This window comes from Streptomyces sp. NRRL F-5135, from assembly GCF_000719775.1.
Lineage (GTDB): Bacteria > Actinomycetota > Actinomycetes > Streptomycetales > Streptomycetaceae > Streptomyces > Streptomyces hebeiensis.
In genome coordinates, this window is record NZ_JOHR01000012.1 from 117159 (window position 1) to 132747 (window position 15589).

Below are 15589 nucleotides of genomic sequence, written 5' to 3' on the forward strand. Positions count from 1 at the left end.
AGCCGCTCCGGGAGCGGGCCGTCGGCCGTCGGGGAAGCGGGCCGCCCACGACTGGTATTTAGGTTGGGTAATGAGTTATGCTAACAAACATGCCTGACCTGTCCCACGGTGAAGACGACGAGAACGACTCCGCCGTGAACGCACTCCGCTCCGCCGTCATGCGGCTGGGCCGGCGACTGAAGCACCAGCGCGTAGACGAGTCGCTGAGCCCCACCGAGATGTCGGTCCTGGGCACCCTGGCCCGCTGCGGCTCGGCCACACCCGGCGAGCTGGCCCGCAGGGAGCACGTACAGCCGCCGTCGATGACCCGCATCGTGGCGCTGCTGGAGGCGAAGGGGCTCGTCAGGCTGGAGCCGCATCCCGACGACCGTCGGCAGAAGGTGGTCAGTCAGACCGAACGAGCCGAGGCGATGCTCGAGGAGAGCCGCCGCAAGCGCAACGCCTGGCTGGCGTCCCTTGCCGAGGGCCTGGACGATGACGAGTGGGCGAAGCTGCGCGCAGCCGCCCCCGTTCTGGAGAAGCTCGCCCACCTGTAGTCCGCGCGCTTAAAGGAGGCGAACCCACTTTGAGTACGGGATCCGGAGCAGACTCCGCCCCCGCACCGACATCCACCCACGACAGCACGACCGCGGAGAGCGACCCCGGGACAGCCGCCACAGCGGCGATACCCGAGGGCCAGGCCCCGACCCCCACTCCGGCATCCCGCACGGCCGAAGAGCCCGGCGTCACCAGTGGCGGCGGCACCGCGGTAACTCCCCGTAGGACCAAGCCCGAGAGCAAGCCGAAGACCAAGCTCGAGAGCAGGCCCAAGGCCACGTCCAAGACCGGTGGCGGGACCTTCTCGTCGCTGAGGATCCGTAACTACCGCCTGTTCGCGACGGGAGCCGTCGTCTCGAACATCGGCACCTGGATGTCCCGTGTGACCCAGGACTGGCTGGTCCTCAGCCTCACCGGCTCGGCGGCCGCCGTCGGTATCACGACGGCTCTCCAGTTCCTGCCGATGCTGCTCTTCGGCCTGTACGGCGGCGTCATAGCCGACCGCTACCCCAAGCGCCGCATCCTCCTGATCACCCAGGGCGCGCTCGGCCTGTGCGGCCTGGCCCTCGCCGTCCTGACCCTCTCCGGCAGCGTCCAGGTCTGGCACGTGTACCTGATCGCCTTCCTGCTGGGCATGGTGACGGTCGTCGACAACCCGGCCCGGCAGTCCTTCGTCTCTGAGATGGTCGGCCCCGACCAGCTGCGCAACGCGGTCAGCCTCAACTCGGCGAACTTCCAGTCCGCCCGGCTCATCGGCCCCGCCGTGGCCGGTGTGCTCATCACCTCGGTCGGCAGCGGCTGGGCGTTCATGCTGAACGGCCTGTCCTTCCTGGCCCCACTCGTCGGGCTGCTCCTGATGCGCACCCACGAGCTGCACGAGTCCGTGCGAATACGGCGGGGGAAGGGGCAGCTGCGGGAGGGTCTGCGCTATGTGCGCGGCAGGCCCGAGCTGATCTGGCCGATCGTTCTCATCGGCTTCATCGGCACCTTCGGCTTCAACTTCCCGATCTGGCTGACGGCCTTCGCCAACGAGGTCTTCCACGGCGATGCCGGCATGTACGCCTTCTTCAACATCCTCATGGCGGCCGGATCCCTCACCGGCGCCCTGCTGGCCGCCCGTCGCCGCTCCAGCCGGGTGCGCCTGCTCATCCTGGCGGCGATGGGCTTCGGGCTCCTGGAGATCGCGGCGGCGTTCTCGCCGTCCCTCTGGCTGTTCTCGCTGCTGCTCCTGCCCATCGGAGTGCTCGCGCTGACCACCAACATCAGCGCGAACACCAGCGTGCAGATGGCCTCGGACCCGGAGATGCGGGGCCGGGTGATGAGCCTGTTCATGATGGTCTTCGTCGGCGGCACCCCCATCGGCAGCCCGCTCCTCGGCTGGGTCAGCGACACCTACGGCGCCCGCGTCGCCTTCGCCACGGGCGGCGTGGTCTCCCTGGTCGCGGCGGCGGGGATCGGCCTGATCCTGACCCGGGTGGTGGGCGTCCGCGTACGGTTCGACCTGCGCGGAGGCCGCCCGCACATGCGTTTCGTACCGCGCGAGCAACTCGCGACGGCGGCGTGACGTGATGGTGGCATGACGTGACGGTGGCCCCGACCGGCGTGGGACGGTCGGGGCCACCGGAGCGTGACGAGCGGGGCGGCCGCCGTCAGTCGCGGGGAAACTCGCCGGTCTTGAGGGTCAGGCCGACAGGGGTGCCGGTGAGGTCGATGTCCGTGCCGAACGCCACGGTCAGTTCCGTGCTGTACTCGTCGCCCTTGGGCTCGGTATAGACATGGCACCGGCCGGTGTAGGGGTCGGCGATGACGTACACCGGGACACCGGCCGCGGCGTAGGTGGCCTTCTTCGGGCCGTAGTCGTTGGCGGCGGTTCCCTTGGAGATCACTTCGGCGACGAACTCGATGTCGCTGTAATGCCAGTGCTTCTTCGCGTCCATGGTGGCGTCCTTGGACAGCGCTACGACATCACAGGCGAAGCCGTTGAGATGCCCGGGGAAATCGAATCGGACATCTGATTTGATCTTGTTGTAGGCGTATGTGCCATCAAGCTGCCGGATGATGTCCAGCGTGATCGTCCAATGGGTGTCCCGCTGCGGCGACATGAAGATGTTCCCCTCGACAATCTCAACCTTGATTCCCTCGGGGACGGGCATCTTCTCGAGCGTCTCGAACATCTTGTCCAGAGTCAGCTCGTCGCTCTCGTCGGCCATGGCGATCCTGTCGGTCTCTAAGACGGCGGTCATCCTGGCGCTCCTCCCCGCCGCCGCGGGGATGCGGTATCCGCGCGGTACAACGATACGCACGGCGTTCGGGTTACGCGGCGTGCACGCGACAGGAACCGCCACCGCGGGACCGCCACCGGCTGGCCGGGGCGGATGTCCGGGGCGCATGTCCGAGGCGGCTGCGAGACTCGGAGGCATGAGACTCTTCGCCGCCGTCCTGCCGCCCGCCGCGGCCGTCGCGGAGCTGGACATGGCCGTCGCGCGGCTGAAGGGGCTGCCCGGTGCCGGGGAGCTGCGGTGGACCGGGCGGGAAGGGTGGCACTTCACGCTCGCCTTCATGGGCGAGGTCGAGGAGCGGCAGCTGCCCGAACTGTCGGAACGGCTCGGGCGGGCCGCGTCGCGTACGGAGCCGTTCTCCCTGCGTCTGCACGGCGGCGGGCACTTCGGCGACCGCGCCCTGTGGGCCGGTGTCGCCGGCGGGACCGACCGGCTCGGGCGGCTCGCGGACCGTGCCGACGCCGCCGCGCGCCGGACAGGGGTGCCGATGGACGAGCACCGCCACTACCGTCCGCACCTCACCCTCGCCCGGGTCCGCCGGGCCCCCGCCACCGACCTGCGCCCGTACCTGGAGGCGCTGAGCGGATTCGAGGGCTCGGCGTGGCAGGTGGCCGAGCTGGCCCTCGTACGCAGCAACCTGCCCGTGAGCGGAGTGCGCGGGGACAGGCCGCGTTACGAGACGCTGCTGCGCTGTCCGCTCGGCCGGGCGGGTACGGAAGGCCACGCGGATCCCCGTACGGAGGCCCGGGCCGGATCCCGTACGGAGGCCCGGGCCGGGGGCCGGACGGGGAACCCGGGCTCCGGGGCCGCCGCCCGGGACCGTTAGTCTCGAAGCGTGGATCCCAAAACCCGTAACCGGATCATGGCCGGTGTGCTCGTGCTGATGTTCGCGATCGTCGCCGTGGCGTCCGCGGTCGGCGGTTAGCGGCTAGCGGCTAGCGGCCGATCAGAGGCCGACGGCCGCCGCTCGGTCGGCGACCGGCCGTTGACCGACCGCGGACCGGTGGCGGCCGGCCGTTGACCGCTCGGCGACCCATCGAACCGGCCGCCCCGGCGCGTACGACCGCTACCAGGCGAAGGCCTCCGGCGCCGGGCCCGGGCCCGGGAAGATCTCGTCCAGCCCGGACAGGACCTCCGCCGACAGTTCCAGATCGACGGCGCGCAGGGCGGAGTCCAGCTGGTCCGCCGTACGCGGGCCGACGATCGGGCCCGTCACACCGGGCCGGGTCAGCAGCCAGGCCAGCGCCGCCTCGCCCGGGTCGACGCCGTGCTTGTCGAGCAGGTCCTCGTACGACTGGATCTGGGCCCGGAGGGACGGGTCGGCCAGCGCGTCACCGGCCCGGCCGCCGCTCGTGCGCGGCGAGCCGGCGCCCTCGCGCTCCTTGCGGATCGCGCCGCCCAGCAGCCCGCCACCGAGCGGCGACCAGGGGATCACCCCGAGGCCGTACTCCTGCGCGGCCGGGATGACCTCCATCTCGGCGCGGCGCTCGACCAGGTTGTACAGGCACTGCTCACTGACCAGGCCGTACGAGCCGAGTCGGCGTGCCGTCTCGTTGGTCTGGGCGATCTTCCAGCCGGGGAAGTTGGAGGAGCCCGCGTAGAGGATCTTGCCCTGCTGGATCAGAGTGTCGACGGCCTGCCAGATTTCCTCGACCGGGGTGGCGCGGTCGATGTGGTGGAACTGGTACAGGTCGATGTGGTCGGTCTGGAGCCGCTTGAGGCTGGCTTCGACCGCGCGGCGGATGTTGAGGGCCGAGAGCTTGTCGTGGTTGGGCCACGCCGTCTCGGTCGCCGCCATGTTGCCGTAGACCTTGGTGGCGAGGACGACCTTGTCACGGCGGTCGCCGCCCTGGGCGAACCAGGTGCCGAGGATCTCTTCCGTACGGCCCTTGTTCTCGCCCCACCCGTACACATTTGCGGTGTCGAAGAAATTGATGCCCGCGTCGAGCGCGGCGTCCATGATGGTGTGACTGTCGGCCTCGTTGGTCAGCGGGCCGAAGTTCATCGTCCCGAGGACGAGTCGGCTGACCTTGAGTCCGGTGCGTCCGAGCTGCGTGTACTTCATGGTCCCTTAGCCAACGCGTTGGAGTGCGCTCGAAGCAAGCACGTGTGCGTCGTGGCGCTCAGCGGGCCGGTCCTCCGTGCGGCCGGTCCGCGAACGCGTCGAGCGCCGCGCGCACTTCGCGCCGTTCGGTGTCGCTGCCCTTGTGCCCCGCGTCCTCGACCACCACGAGGCGCGCCTCCGGCCAGGCGCGCGCCAGTTCCCAGGCGGTGCCGAGCGGGCCGCCCAGGTCGAACCTGCCGTGGATCAGGACGCCCGGTATCCCCGCCAGCCGCCCCGCGTCGCGCAGCAGCGCGCCCTCCTCCAGCCAGGCGCCGTGCGAGAAGTAGTGCGCGCAGATCCGCACCAGGGCCAGCCGGTCGGCCGGCGGCCGCTCGCCGAACGGGGTGGGCGAGCCGTCGGGCTCCTGGGAGAGGACGGCGTCCTCCCAGGCGCACCAGTCCGCGGCGGCCCGTTCCCGTACCGCCGGGTCCGGGCTCTCCGTCAGGCGCGCGTACGCGGCCGGCAGGCCGCCGCCCGGCGCGTCGGGGGCGCTCGTGTCGTACGGGCTGCTCGCCACGGCGCCGCGGGCCGGCTCGGGGACGCCGGCGCGGAAACGTTCCCACTGCTCGGGGAAGAGGCGGCCCGCGCCGAGGTAGAGCCAGTCGATCTCCGAGCGCCGGGTGGTGGTGACACTCGAGATCACGATCTCCGAGACGCGCTCCGGGTGGGTCTCGGCGTACGCCAGGATCAGCGTCGAACCCCAGGAGCCGCCGAACAGCAGCCAGCGGTCGATCCCGAGGTGCGTCCGCAGCCGCTCCATGTCGCCGATGAGCCGGTCGGTGGTGTTGTGGCGCAGGTCGGTGGCCGGGTCGCTCGCGTGCGGGGTGCTGCGTCCGCAGTTGCGCTGGTCGAAGAGGACGACGCGGTAGCGCTCCGGGTCGAAGAAGCGGCGGGAGCGCGGGCCGCGGCCGGAACCGGGGCCGCCGTGGACGACGAGCGCGGGCTTGCCGCGCGGATTGCCGCAGACCTCCCAGTGGATGTGGTTGCCGTCACCGACGTCGAGCAGGCCCTGCTCGTACGGCTCGACGGGCGGGTACAGGACGGGCGGCGGGGGCGACGACGGTGTCGGGTGCTGTGGCATACCGCTGACCCTACAGATGCAACAGCGCTGTTACATTGGATTTTATGACCTCGCTGCCACCGGCGTCCGAGCCGGTTCCCGAGTCGGTTCCCGAGCCGGTTCCCGGGCCAGTTCCGGAGCGGGAGCCCGGGCCGGCCGCCGGACCGGGTCCCGAACTGCTCGGCACCCGTCTGCGTCATCTCCTCGACCGTCTCGAATCCGATGTCACGGCCGTGTACGGCGACTTGGGGCTCGACGGCTTCCGGCCGCGTTACACCCCGCTCGTCCGGCAACTGGCCGGGGCGGGGCGGCCCTGTTCGATCCAGGAGCTGGCACGGGCGACGGGCGTGACCCACTCGGCGGCCAGCCAGACCGTCGCCCGGATGGCCAAGGACGGGCTGGTGGTGCTCGAGGCCGGTGAGGACGCGCGCCATCGGATGGTCCGGCTCACCGAAAGGGCGGAAGGTCTGCTTCCGGCACTGGACGCCGAATGGACGGCGACGGCCGCCGCGACGGCGGCCTTCGAGGCGGAGCTGCCGTACTCGTTGAGCCGGCTGGTGGCCGAGGCGCTGGCGGCCCTGGACCGCCGGCCGATGCGGCAGCGGATCGCCGACCAGGGGGTGGCGGCCCTCGGCGGCTCCGTCGTGGTTCCTGGTGCGCGGCCGGTGACGGTCGCCGGGACGTCGTACGAGGGCGGCGAGCCACCCTGCCTGCTGGCCTTGGTGTGCCCGGCGTGCGACGCGGTGGCCGACGAGCCGTCGCCCACGGTCTGTGTCCGCTGCGGAGAGCGGTTTCCGGAGCGGTGAGCGCGAGTACGGCCTGGGGGCGGGCCTGACGACGGCGCGGCGGTGAGGGGTCCCGGCGGATGGCAGGCTGGGCGCATGCGTTCGCTTCCGTATCACCTCTCGGCCGGGCTCCTCGCCGTAACGCTGACCGCCTCGGTGCCGGTCCTCGCCACCACCGCCATGGCCGACGACGGCAAGCCCGACCAGAGCTTCACGATCAAGGACTCGCGGATAACGGAGTCCAGCGGGCTGGCGGCCAGCCGTAAACATCCCGGCGTGTACTGGACACACAACGACAGCGACGACGGACCGTACATCTACGCCGTGGACTCCAGGACCGGGGAGACGGTCGCGACCGTCACGATGAGCGGCGTCGGCGAACCGCGTGACGTGGAGGCCATCTCCCTCGGGCCCGACGGGAATCTGTACGTCGGGGACATCGGTGACAACCTGAACGGCAGCTGGGACCACGTCTGGATCTACCGCTTTCCCGAGCCGGACCGGCTGGGCGATCTGACCGTGCGCGCCACGCAGTTCACGGTGCGGTACGCGGACGGGGCGCGCGACGCCGAGGCGATGATGGTCGATCCGAAGACCGGGCGGGTCTACATCGCGTCGAAGAACGAGGACGGCGGCGGACTGTACGAGGGGCCGGAGCGGCTGACGGCGTCCGGGGCGAACGTCTTCCGGCGCGTCGGCGAGGTGCCGTGGGTGACGGACGGCGCGTTCTCGCCGGACGGCACGGAGCTGGTGCTGCGCTCGTACTTCAGCGCCCGGGCGTACGACTGGAAGAACGGCCGACTGGGCGCGGACCGCCGGGTGAAGGCGCCGATCCAGGGGCAGGCGGAGTCGGTCACGTACACGACGGACGGCAGTGCGCTGATGTTCGGCTCGGAAGGCGCCAACAGCGGGGTGGTGCGCGTGGATCTGGACAAGGGGGAGGGCGGGGGCGACGGCACCGGCGGGGGTTCCTCGTCCGGGGCGTCGTCGGACGGTGACGGGGCGTCGGGCGACGGGGCCGGGCAGGGAAGCGCCACGGTCGGCGCGCTCGTCCTGGCCGGGGTGGCGGTCCTCTACTTCGGCGGCAAGCGGCTGCGGCGCAAGAGCTGACGGGCGCCTACGGGCGGCACGCCGCGCCGGGACGGGGCCCGGTCCTCGGCGGGCGGCCGGGCCCGCTCCTCGGCAGGGCCGGGGCCGGTCCTGAGCCCGACCGGGTCGGACCAGGACCGGTGCCGCGGGAGAGGCCGACGGCCGACGGTCAGAGGCGCTCGATGACGTAGTCGACGCAGGCCGTCAGCGCTTCGACGTCCGACGGGTCGACGGCGGGGAACATCGCCACCCGGAGCTGGTTGCGGCCCAGCTTGCGGTACGGCTCCGTGTCGACGATGCCGTTGGCGCGCAGCGCCTTGGCGACGGCGGCCGCGTCGATCTCGTCCGCGAAGTCGATCGTTCCGATGACCTGCGAGCGCTTCGCCGGGTCCACCACGAAGGGAGACGCGTACTTGGAAGCCTCGGCCCAGCCGTACAGCGCCTTGGCGGAGGTGGCGGTCCGCCGCACCGACCAGTCCAGGCCGCCCTGCGAGTTGATCCACTTCAGCTGCTCGTTGAGCAGGAAGAGCGTGGCCAGGGCGGGGGTGTTGTAGGTCTGGTTCTTGCGCGAGTTGTCGATCGCCGTCGGCAGCGAGAAGAACTCGGGCACGTGCCGGCCGGAGCCGTGGACGCGCGCCGCGCGCTCCAGGGCGGCCGGCGAGAAGATCCCGATCCACAGGCCGCCGTCGGAGGCGAAGGACTTCTGCGGGGCGAAGTAGTAGACGTCCGTCTCGGCGATGTCGACCGGGAGGCCGCCCGCGCCGGAGGTGGCGTCGACCAGGACGAGCGCGCCCTCGTCGGCTCCCTCGACCCGCTTGACCGGCGCCGCGACACCGGTGGAGGTCTCGTTGTGGGTGAAGGCGTAGACGTCGACACCCGCCTCGGCGGCCGGGTCGGGGTGCGAGCCCGGGTCGGCGGAGATGACGGTCGGCTCGGCGAGCCACGGGGCGAGCTTCGCGGCCTTGGCGAACTTGGAGGAGAACTCACCGAAGGAGAGGTGCTGCGACTTGTTCTCGATCAGGCCGTGGGTCGCCACGTCCCAGAAGGCCGTGGAGCCGCCGTTGCCCAGGATCACCTCGTATCCCTCGGGCAGTGCGAAGAGGCTCCGTACGCCCTCGCGCACCTCTCCGACCAGGTTCTTCACCGGGGCCTGGCGGTGCGAGGTGCCCAGGAGCGAGGTGCCGGTCGCGGCCAGCGCCTCCACCGCCTCGGTCCGCACCTTGGAGGGGCCTGCGCCGAAACGGCCGTCGGCGGGCTTGATGTCAGCGGGAATCTCGATATCGGCCACGGGCCGGAGCCTAGTGCCTCGCGGCTGTCGGCCGGTAGCTCGTCCGGTCGGTGAGACATCAGGTGAGAACGAGGGGCGAATGCCGCACATCGGGCATTCATGCGTCGCGTCCCTGTGCGGCCGGCGCCGGTGCGTCGGGGGACCGTGCCGGGAGGAGGCCGTGGACCGCGCCGTGGACCGCGCCGTGGACCGCGTCGTGGGCTTCGACGCCGGCCTCGGCACGCACTCTCAGGGATTCAGTCGTACGGGGAGGTCGAAGAGGTCGTTCTGGGTGACGACGGGCTTGTTGCGCAGTTCGGACGGCGGGACCGCCAGGGCGAGTTCCGGGAAGCGGGCGAACAGGGCCGGCAGGGCCACCGCCGCCTCCAGCCGGGACAGCGCCGCGCCCGGGCAGACGTGCGGGCCGTGACCGAAGGAGATGTGGCGGTTGGGGCTGCGGGTGGCGTCGAAGTCGCCGGCCGTGGGGCCGTGGTGGCGTTCGTCGCGCCCGATCGCGCCGAAGGAGACGATCAGGGCCTCGCCCCGGGGCAGCACGGCGCCGGCCTCACCGACCTGGACGTCCTCCGTGGCGAAGCGGAAGAGGACGTGCGAGGTCGGGGCGGACCAGCGCAGGGTCTCCTCGATCACGCCTTCCCAGGGGATCTCGCCGGCCAGGACGCGGGCCCGCTGCCCGGGGTGGGTCTGGAGAGCCACCACGGCGTTGACGATCAGGCTGATCGTCGTCTCGTGTCCGGCGGCGATCACCAGTTGGAGGGTGTTGACGATCTCCTCGTTCGTGAGGTGGTCGCCGTCCTCGGACGCCTCGATCAGGGCGCTGGTCAGATCGTCGCCCGGCCGGGCGCGCTTGGCCTCGACGGTGCGGGTGAAGAGCGCGTCGAGGTCCGCCAGCACGGCGGGGACCTGCTCCGGCGGTGTCTGGGTGGAGAAGAACTTCTCGAACAGGTCCTTGAGCCGCGGATGGTCGGCCGCCGCCACGCCCATCAGCTCGCTGACGACGGCCATGGGCAGCGGATAGGCGAATTCCGCCTTGAGGTCGACGGGCTCGGCCGGGTCCAGCCGGGCGATGCGGTCCAGCAGGCCGTGGGTGAGCCGTTCGATGTTCTCCCGGAGCCGTTCCACCCGGCGTACGGTCAGGGCCTGGGCCACCAGCGTGCGCAGCCGCCGGTGCTCCGCGCCGTCGACGGTCAGCATGGAGCGGCCGGGATTGGCCAGTCCGATGAGCGGCCAGTCCGGCGGGATCTCACCTCGCCGCCACGCGCCCCAGACGTTGATGTCCTTCACCAGCCGGGCGTCGGTGAGCAGCTGCCGTGCCTCGGCGTGGTGGGTCACGGCGTAGCAGGGCACCCCGCCGGGCAGTTCGACGCGGGCGAGCGGGCCGGCGGCGCGCAGCGCGGAACTCTCGCCGTCCAGGTCGGAGACCAACGGGTCGAGGACGACCGGGGCCGGGACGGCGGCGGATGGCGACGCCGCCCGCCCGGCATGGGGACAGGTCATCGCGAGTCTCCGTAGACCGGGGCGGGGGTGAAGGTCACGGGCAGCGACGTCAGTCCCCGCATGAAGGGCGACGGACGCCAGGTGAGGGCCGACTCCGGGACCGCGAGGTCGAGGTCGGGCAGCCGGTCCAGCAGTACTTCGATGGCGGTGCGGGCGATGACCTCGGCCGTCTCCTGGGCCGGGAAGGGGCAGCGGTGTTCGCCGTGGCCGAAGGAGAAGAAGGCGTTGTTGCCACCGGTGAGGGTGGAGCCGTCGGTACGGACCTGGGGGTCGAAGTTCGCCCCGGCGAAACCGAGGACCAGCATGTCGCCGGCCTTGATGAGGCGGTCACCGATCGAGGTGTCCCGGGTGGCCCAGCGTCCGGCGATGTTCTGGGACGGGGTGTCCTCCCAGAGCACCTCGTTCATGGCCTCCGCGACGCTGTGCCGGCCACCCGCCAGGGACACCGCGAAGCGCTCGTCCGTGAGCATCAGCCGCAGCGAGTTGCCGATCCAGTCGGCGGTCGGCTGGTGGCCCGCGGTGACCAGCACCATCAGGTCCTCGGAGATCTCCTCGTCCGTGAAGCCGTGCGTGTTCTCCAGCAGCAGCGAGGCGACGTCGTCACCGGGGGCGGCCCTCTTCCGGGCGAGCAGCTCCCACATCGAGGTGGCGAGGTGCCGCTGGCCGGCCAGCGCCCGCGCACCGCCGTCCATCATGTCGTTGAGCGCGGTGACCAGGCCCGGGCCCAGCTCGTCCGCGAAGCCGAAGACCTTCGCGAGGACACGGACCGGCAGGAGCGCCGCGTACCGGTGGACGATGTCGGCACGGCCCTCGGTGCAGAAGCCGTCGACGAGCTCGTCCGCGTACAGCTCGGCGTACCGGCGCAGGGCGAACGGGTCGACCTCCTCCAGCGCGTCGCTGAGCATCGCGGACCGCACCCGGTGCCGCTCGCCGACCGTGTACAGGATGGAGGGCTGCTTCTGGCCGATCGACGGCCGCAGGGGCCAGTCGGCGGGGATGCGGTCCCACTGGTTCCACAGGTCGGAGTCCCGGCTGAAGAGGACCGGGTCGGCCAGCAGCTGGTGCAGCTCGCGGTAGCCGATGACCAGCCAGGCCGGAACGCCGCCTTCGAGGACGATGGGGACCACGGGGCCGTGGTCGCGCCGCATCTCGCGGTACGCCCGGGTCGGGTCCGTCTGGAAGACGGGGTCGCCCAGGCGGACCACGGCGGGGCCCTGGTGGGCCGGGCAGCCGGGCGGCGGGCCCGCCGCCCCCGTCGCGCTCGCCGCTCCTGTTGTGTCCGCCGCGTCCGCTGTGTCGACCGCGTCCGCTGTGTCCGCTGTGTCCGTCGGGCCCGCGGTGATCGCCGGGCCGCCGGGCCCGTCGAGGGCGTCCGTCGGGGCAGCGGCGGCGGGATCCGGTTCCGGACCGGGGGCGGGGGACGTGCTCACGAGCCGGCCTCCACCGCGGTCTCCGGAGCGGCGGCCCCGGCCGCCTCCGCCAGCCTGCGCGCGGACAGGCCGTGGAGGTACTCGACCAGTGTGATCAGTACGTATTTGCTGGACGACCGGTCCCGGGCGTCGCACTCCACCAGCGGCACGTCGGGCGAGATGTCCAGCGCCTCGCGTATCTGCTCCTCGGTGTGGACCGGCCCGCCGAAGTCGTTGCAGGCCACGATGAAGGGCGTGCCGTGGTGTTCCAGGCGGTCGATGGCGTACCAGGAGTCGGCCAGGCGTCTGGTGTCGACCAGCACGACGGCACCGAGGGTGCCGGAGAAGAGCCGGTCCCAGAGGAACCAGAAACGTTCCTGCCCGGGCGCGCCGAAGAGATAGAGCACCGACCGCGCGTCGAGTGAGATCCGGCCGAAGTCGAACGCGACCGTGGTCGAGGTCTTCCGGCGGAGCCCGTCGAGATCCGCGAGCTCGTCGATGCCCTCGCCCGCGCGGGTCATCGTCTCCTCGGTGTTCAGGGGACGGATCTCGCTGACGGACCGGACCATGGTGGTCTTGCCGACGCCGAAGCCGCCGACGATGACGATCTTCAAGCCGTTGTCGGCGGTACTGGCCAGTGACGGCCGGGCTGTGGACGGGACGGCGGCCCGCTCAGAGGTTGCGGAGTCCAACGAGCACCTGCTCCAGGATGTCGGGATCGGGCAGGCGGTCGGCCGCCCGCTCGGTACGGGGATGACGTGCGCTGATCCGGCCGGTGTCCAGCAGATCGGCAAGCATGATCCTTACGATGCTGCCGGGCAGACCGAGCTCGGCGGCGATCTCCACGACGGCCGTCGGGCTCCGGCACATCCGCAGGATCGCCGCGTGCTCCGACTGCATGCCCGGGGACGGATCGCTCTCCGCGACCACCAGCGTCACGAGGTCGAAGGTGTCCGTGTCGGACCGGCTGCGCCCCTGGGTGAGGGTGTACAGGCGGTCAGGGGAGTCGTCCCGGCCCGGCCGGCTCATAGCCGTACGCCGCCTTTTCCGCCGCGTCCGCTTCGCCCGCCCGGTCCGCCCGGCCCGCTCCGCCCGCCGAGTCCGTCGCTCCCGGCGTGCCCGGCCGAGTCCTGACGCGGCGGTGCGATCAGGTGTTCGCCGAGCTGTTCGACCAGCTCGCTCATGTTGTGGCCGACCAGGCCGACGTCGGAGTCCTCGTCGGCGACGAGGGCGAGATGGGCGCCGTCACCGGCCTCCACGATCAGCAGCAGGCCGCCGTAGAACTCGGTCATCGCGGACCGCACGCCGCCCTCACCGTTGCCGAACTCGACGGACGCGCCGTGCGCCAGGCTCTGGATGCCGGCCGCGATGGCGGCGAGCTGGTCGGCCTGGTCGACGGAGAGTTCGGGCGTGCGGCAGAGCTTGAGACCGTCCCGGGAGAGGACCAGCGCGTGGCGCGCGCCGGGCGTGCGCTGGAGCAGACTCTCCAGCAGCCAGTTGAGCTTGTCGTCGACCGTGGCGGTGGTCGTGGTCGTGGTCGTGGTGCCGGTCATCGGGGTTCGCCTTCCGGGTGCGTGGGGTTGGCCGATTGGTCCGGGGTGCCTCGTACGGCCCTGCGGAAGCTGCTGAACCGCGCTCCCTGGGTGGCGGGGCTCACCGCGGGCGCCGGGGCGCGGTCGCCGTCTCCGCCGGCGCCCCCGGCCGAACCCCGGGGACGGGCGGCGGAGCCGTTCTCGCGGCGCAGCGCCGCGGCGAGGGTACGGCCCCTGCGGCGCTTGGGGAGGCCGCTCTCACCCAACTCGACCGATTCCGTGTCGCTGTCGGTACTGCCGGATCCACCAGAGGTGCTGGTGGTGCCGGTGCCGCCGTCGGCTCCGGGACCGGTGTCCACGGGTGTACCGGCATCGCTGTCCGTACGGGCGTCGGCGTCGGCGTCGGTGTGCGTACGTGTGCCGGGGGCCGTGTCCGTACCGGTCGCCGCTCCCGCCCCCGTGCCCGTACCGAAGGCCGCGCCCAGGCCGCCGTCGAGGTCCGCGCTCGCCCGGGCGCGCTCGGGCACACGGGACGAGCCGCCGATGAGCCGGGAGCCGCGCCCGCCGCCGCGCCCGACGACGGGTCCGTACGGCCGCGCCGGCGTGGCGGCGCGCGACCCGGCCGACGCCGTGCCCGGTACGGAACCGGTACCGGCGGCCCGCCCGACGGCGGACTCGGCCGGAGACGTGGGCAGGACGAGCGCCTTGCCCGGCGCGGCGCCGCGCAGCTGTGTGATCAGTTCCTGCGGGATCAGCAGCAGCGCGCCCGTACCGCCCCGCGCGGAGGGCCGGAAAGAGACGGTCAGCCCGTGCTTGCGGGCCAGCCGGCCCACCACCGCGAGACCCAGCCGGGTGCCGGACAGCCCGCTGAGGTCCGTGCGGTCCGTCGTGACGGCCCGCTCCGCGCGGCGCAGCTGCACGTCGCTCATCACCAGGCCGCTGTCCTCGACGGTGATGACGATGCCCGCCGGGACCTCCTCCACGTACACGTGCACCTCGGCGGTCGGCGGCGAGAAGTTGGCCGCGTTGTCGAGGAGCTCGGCGAGCGCGTGCATGACACCCTCGGCCGCGTGGCCGGCCACCGCGACCTCACTGGTGGAGTGCAGCCGCACGCGCTGGTAGCCGCCGATCCGGCCCATGGCTCCGCGCAGGATGGACTCCATGACGATCGGCTTCCCCCAGCGGCGGCCGGAGCGCGCGCCGGTCAGCACGGCGATGGAGTCGGCGAGGCGGCCCGCCTGGGCGGTCCGGTGGTCGAGGTGCAGCAGATCCTCGAGGACGTCCTCGGACGTGTGCCGGTGCTCCATCTCGCGCAGGTCGGCGAGCATGCTCGTGGCGAGCGCCTGCATCCGGCCGGCGGCGTTGGCGCAGGCCGCGACGGCGGTGGCCCGGCCGGCCTCGCTGCGCGCGGCCTCGTCGGCGGCACGGCGGGACTCCGCGACCGTACGGCGCAGGTTCTCGTCACCGCGCCGCACGTCGGCGGCGAGCTGATCGGCCCGGCGCGCGAGCGCGGCGTTGTGCTCGCGCAGCCGTCTCGCCGTCTCGTGGGCGTGGGCGGCGGCCGTGACCGCGGCGGTCAGGGCCACGGCCGCGGCGCCGGCGCCCCAGGCCAGCGGTGTCCGGACGGAGGAGGGGGCGGCGGACACCGCCCACAGGCACAGGAGGCCGCCGACGACGGCCGAGATCAGCAGGGCCGGCGCGGTTGACCGGAGTGAGGGGCGCAAGTCGGCTACCTCGTAAACGGGACGGGAACAGATATGGGGAACATATCGGCGGGAATCGACGGCGGGACGGGGCGCTGTTGAATAATGCTCAAACGGTCGCCACTATAAGAGAATTGGCGATCAGTTTGGGAGGCTTGCTGACGCATTTCTTCTGTGCTTCAGGCGCGTTGAACCGGGCGAATGCGCATCTATCGGTGCGGCGCAGGCGCGAAACAGGGGCATCCTGGACTCATGGCTGAGCAGCGAGATCAGCGAGACGGACGCGAGGCAACGCCAAAACCGGTCACG

At 71.9% G+C, this 15589-nt stretch carries 13 protein-coding genes and 2 pseudogenes; 5 read left to right on the plus strand and 10 right to left on the minus strand.

All coding sequences use genetic code 11. The features are described 5' to 3' along the window. The first annotated feature begins 89 nt into the window (after positions 1-89). Positions 90-536 carry a MarR family winged helix-turn-helix transcriptional regulator gene (locus tag IG02_RS0121540; protein ID WP_030750521.1) on the plus strand — a complete coding sequence of 149 codons (447 nt, stop codon included), beginning with the start codon at positions 90-92 and terminating at the stop codon, positions 534-536. 29 nt (positions 537-565) lie between these two features. Continuing rightward, complete coding sequence (locus IG02_RS0121545; RefSeq protein WP_030750524.1) at positions 566-2101, plus strand: MFS transporter; 1536 nt, start codon at positions 566-568, stop codon at positions 2099-2101. 85 nt (positions 2102-2186) lie between these two features. On the opposite strand, the gene IG02_RS0121550 is transcribed toward IG02_RS0121545, so the two are convergent. Next, a complete protein-coding gene (locus IG02_RS0121550; RefSeq protein ID WP_030750527.1) occupies positions 2187-2780 on the minus strand; it encodes a Uma2 family endonuclease in 594 nt (197 codons plus the stop codon). A gap of 175 nt (positions 2781-2955) precedes the next feature. On the opposite strand from IG02_RS0121550, the pseudogene thpR reads away from it, so the two are divergent. After that, positions 2956-3522 (plus strand): annotated as a pseudogene (gene thpR / locus IG02_RS0121555) (RNA 2',3'-cyclic phosphodiesterase); the annotation flags it as partial. Between the two features lie 360 nt (positions 3523-3882). Here thpR and IG02_RS0121565 read toward each other — a convergent pair. Then, the gene (locus tag IG02_RS0121565) at positions 3883-4881 is read right to left on the minus strand and encodes an aldo/keto reductase (protein ID WP_030750532.1); all 999 of its coding nucleotides are present in this window, start codon (positions 4879-4881) and stop codon (positions 3883-3885) included. Between the two features lie 58 nt (positions 4882-4939). Continuing rightward, positions 4940-6001: a prolyl aminopeptidase gene (gene pip, locus IG02_RS0121570; protein WP_051765462.1), complete on the minus strand. Its 1062-nt coding sequence runs from the start codon at positions 5999-6001 to the stop codon at positions 4940-4942. A gap of 44 nt (positions 6002-6045) precedes the next feature. Here pip and IG02_RS38390 point away from each other — a divergent pair, with 44 nt between their 5' ends. Then, a complete protein-coding gene (locus IG02_RS38390) occupies positions 6046-6786 on the plus strand; it encodes a MarR family winged helix-turn-helix transcriptional regulator (RefSeq protein ID WP_063756829.1) in 741 nt (246 codons plus the stop codon). Positions 6787-6861: 75 nt separating this feature from the next. Next, positions 6862-7875, plus strand: a complete 1014-nt coding sequence (locus tag IG02_RS0121580) for a hypothetical protein (protein ID WP_030750541.1) — start codon at positions 6862-6864, stop codon at positions 7873-7875. Between the two features lie 148 nt (positions 7876-8023). On the opposite strand, the gene serC is transcribed toward IG02_RS0121580, so the two are convergent. The 7 genes and pseudogenes from serC to IG02_RS0121620 form a co-directional block, all read right to left on the minus strand. Further along, on the minus strand, positions 8024-9142 hold the full coding sequence (gene serC / locus IG02_RS0121585) for a phosphoserine transaminase (RefSeq protein WP_030750546.1): 1119 nt from the start codon (positions 9140-9142) through the stop codon (positions 8024-8026). Positions 9143-9370: 228 nt separating this feature from the next. After that, on the minus strand, positions 9371-10636 hold the full coding sequence (locus IG02_RS0121595; protein ID WP_051765464.1) for a cytochrome P450 family protein: 1266 nt from the start codon (positions 10634-10636) through the stop codon (positions 9371-9373). Continuing rightward, positions 10633-11841: a cytochrome P450 gene (locus IG02_RS0121600; RefSeq protein ID WP_030750552.1), complete on the minus strand. Its 1209-nt coding sequence runs from the start codon at positions 11839-11841 to the stop codon at positions 10633-10635. Before IG02_RS0121600 ends, IG02_RS0121595 begins: the two co-directional genes overlap by 4 nt. A 221-nt stretch (positions 11842-12062) precedes the next feature. After that, a complete protein-coding gene (locus tag IG02_RS0121605; RefSeq protein ID WP_030750555.1) occupies positions 12063-12737 on the minus strand; it encodes a GTP-binding protein in 675 nt (224 codons plus the stop codon). Next, the gene (locus tag IG02_RS0121610; protein ID WP_030750557.1) at positions 12718-13074 is read right to left on the minus strand and encodes a DUF742 domain-containing protein; all 357 of its coding nucleotides are present in this window, start codon (positions 13072-13074) and stop codon (positions 12718-12720) included. Before IG02_RS0121610 ends, IG02_RS0121605 begins: the two co-directional genes overlap by 20 nt. Before the next feature lie 92 nt (positions 13075-13166). Beyond that, positions 13167-13598 (minus strand): annotated as a pseudogene (locus tag IG02_RS0121615) (roadblock/LC7 domain-containing protein); the annotation flags it as partial. After that, on the minus strand, positions 13595-15301 hold the full coding sequence (locus tag IG02_RS0121620; protein ID WP_030750562.1) for a sensor histidine kinase: 1707 nt from the start codon (positions 15299-15301) through the stop codon (positions 13595-13597). The pseudogene IG02_RS0121615 and the gene IG02_RS0121620, both read right to left, overlap by 4 nt. Positions 15302-15589 lie beyond the last annotated feature (288 nt).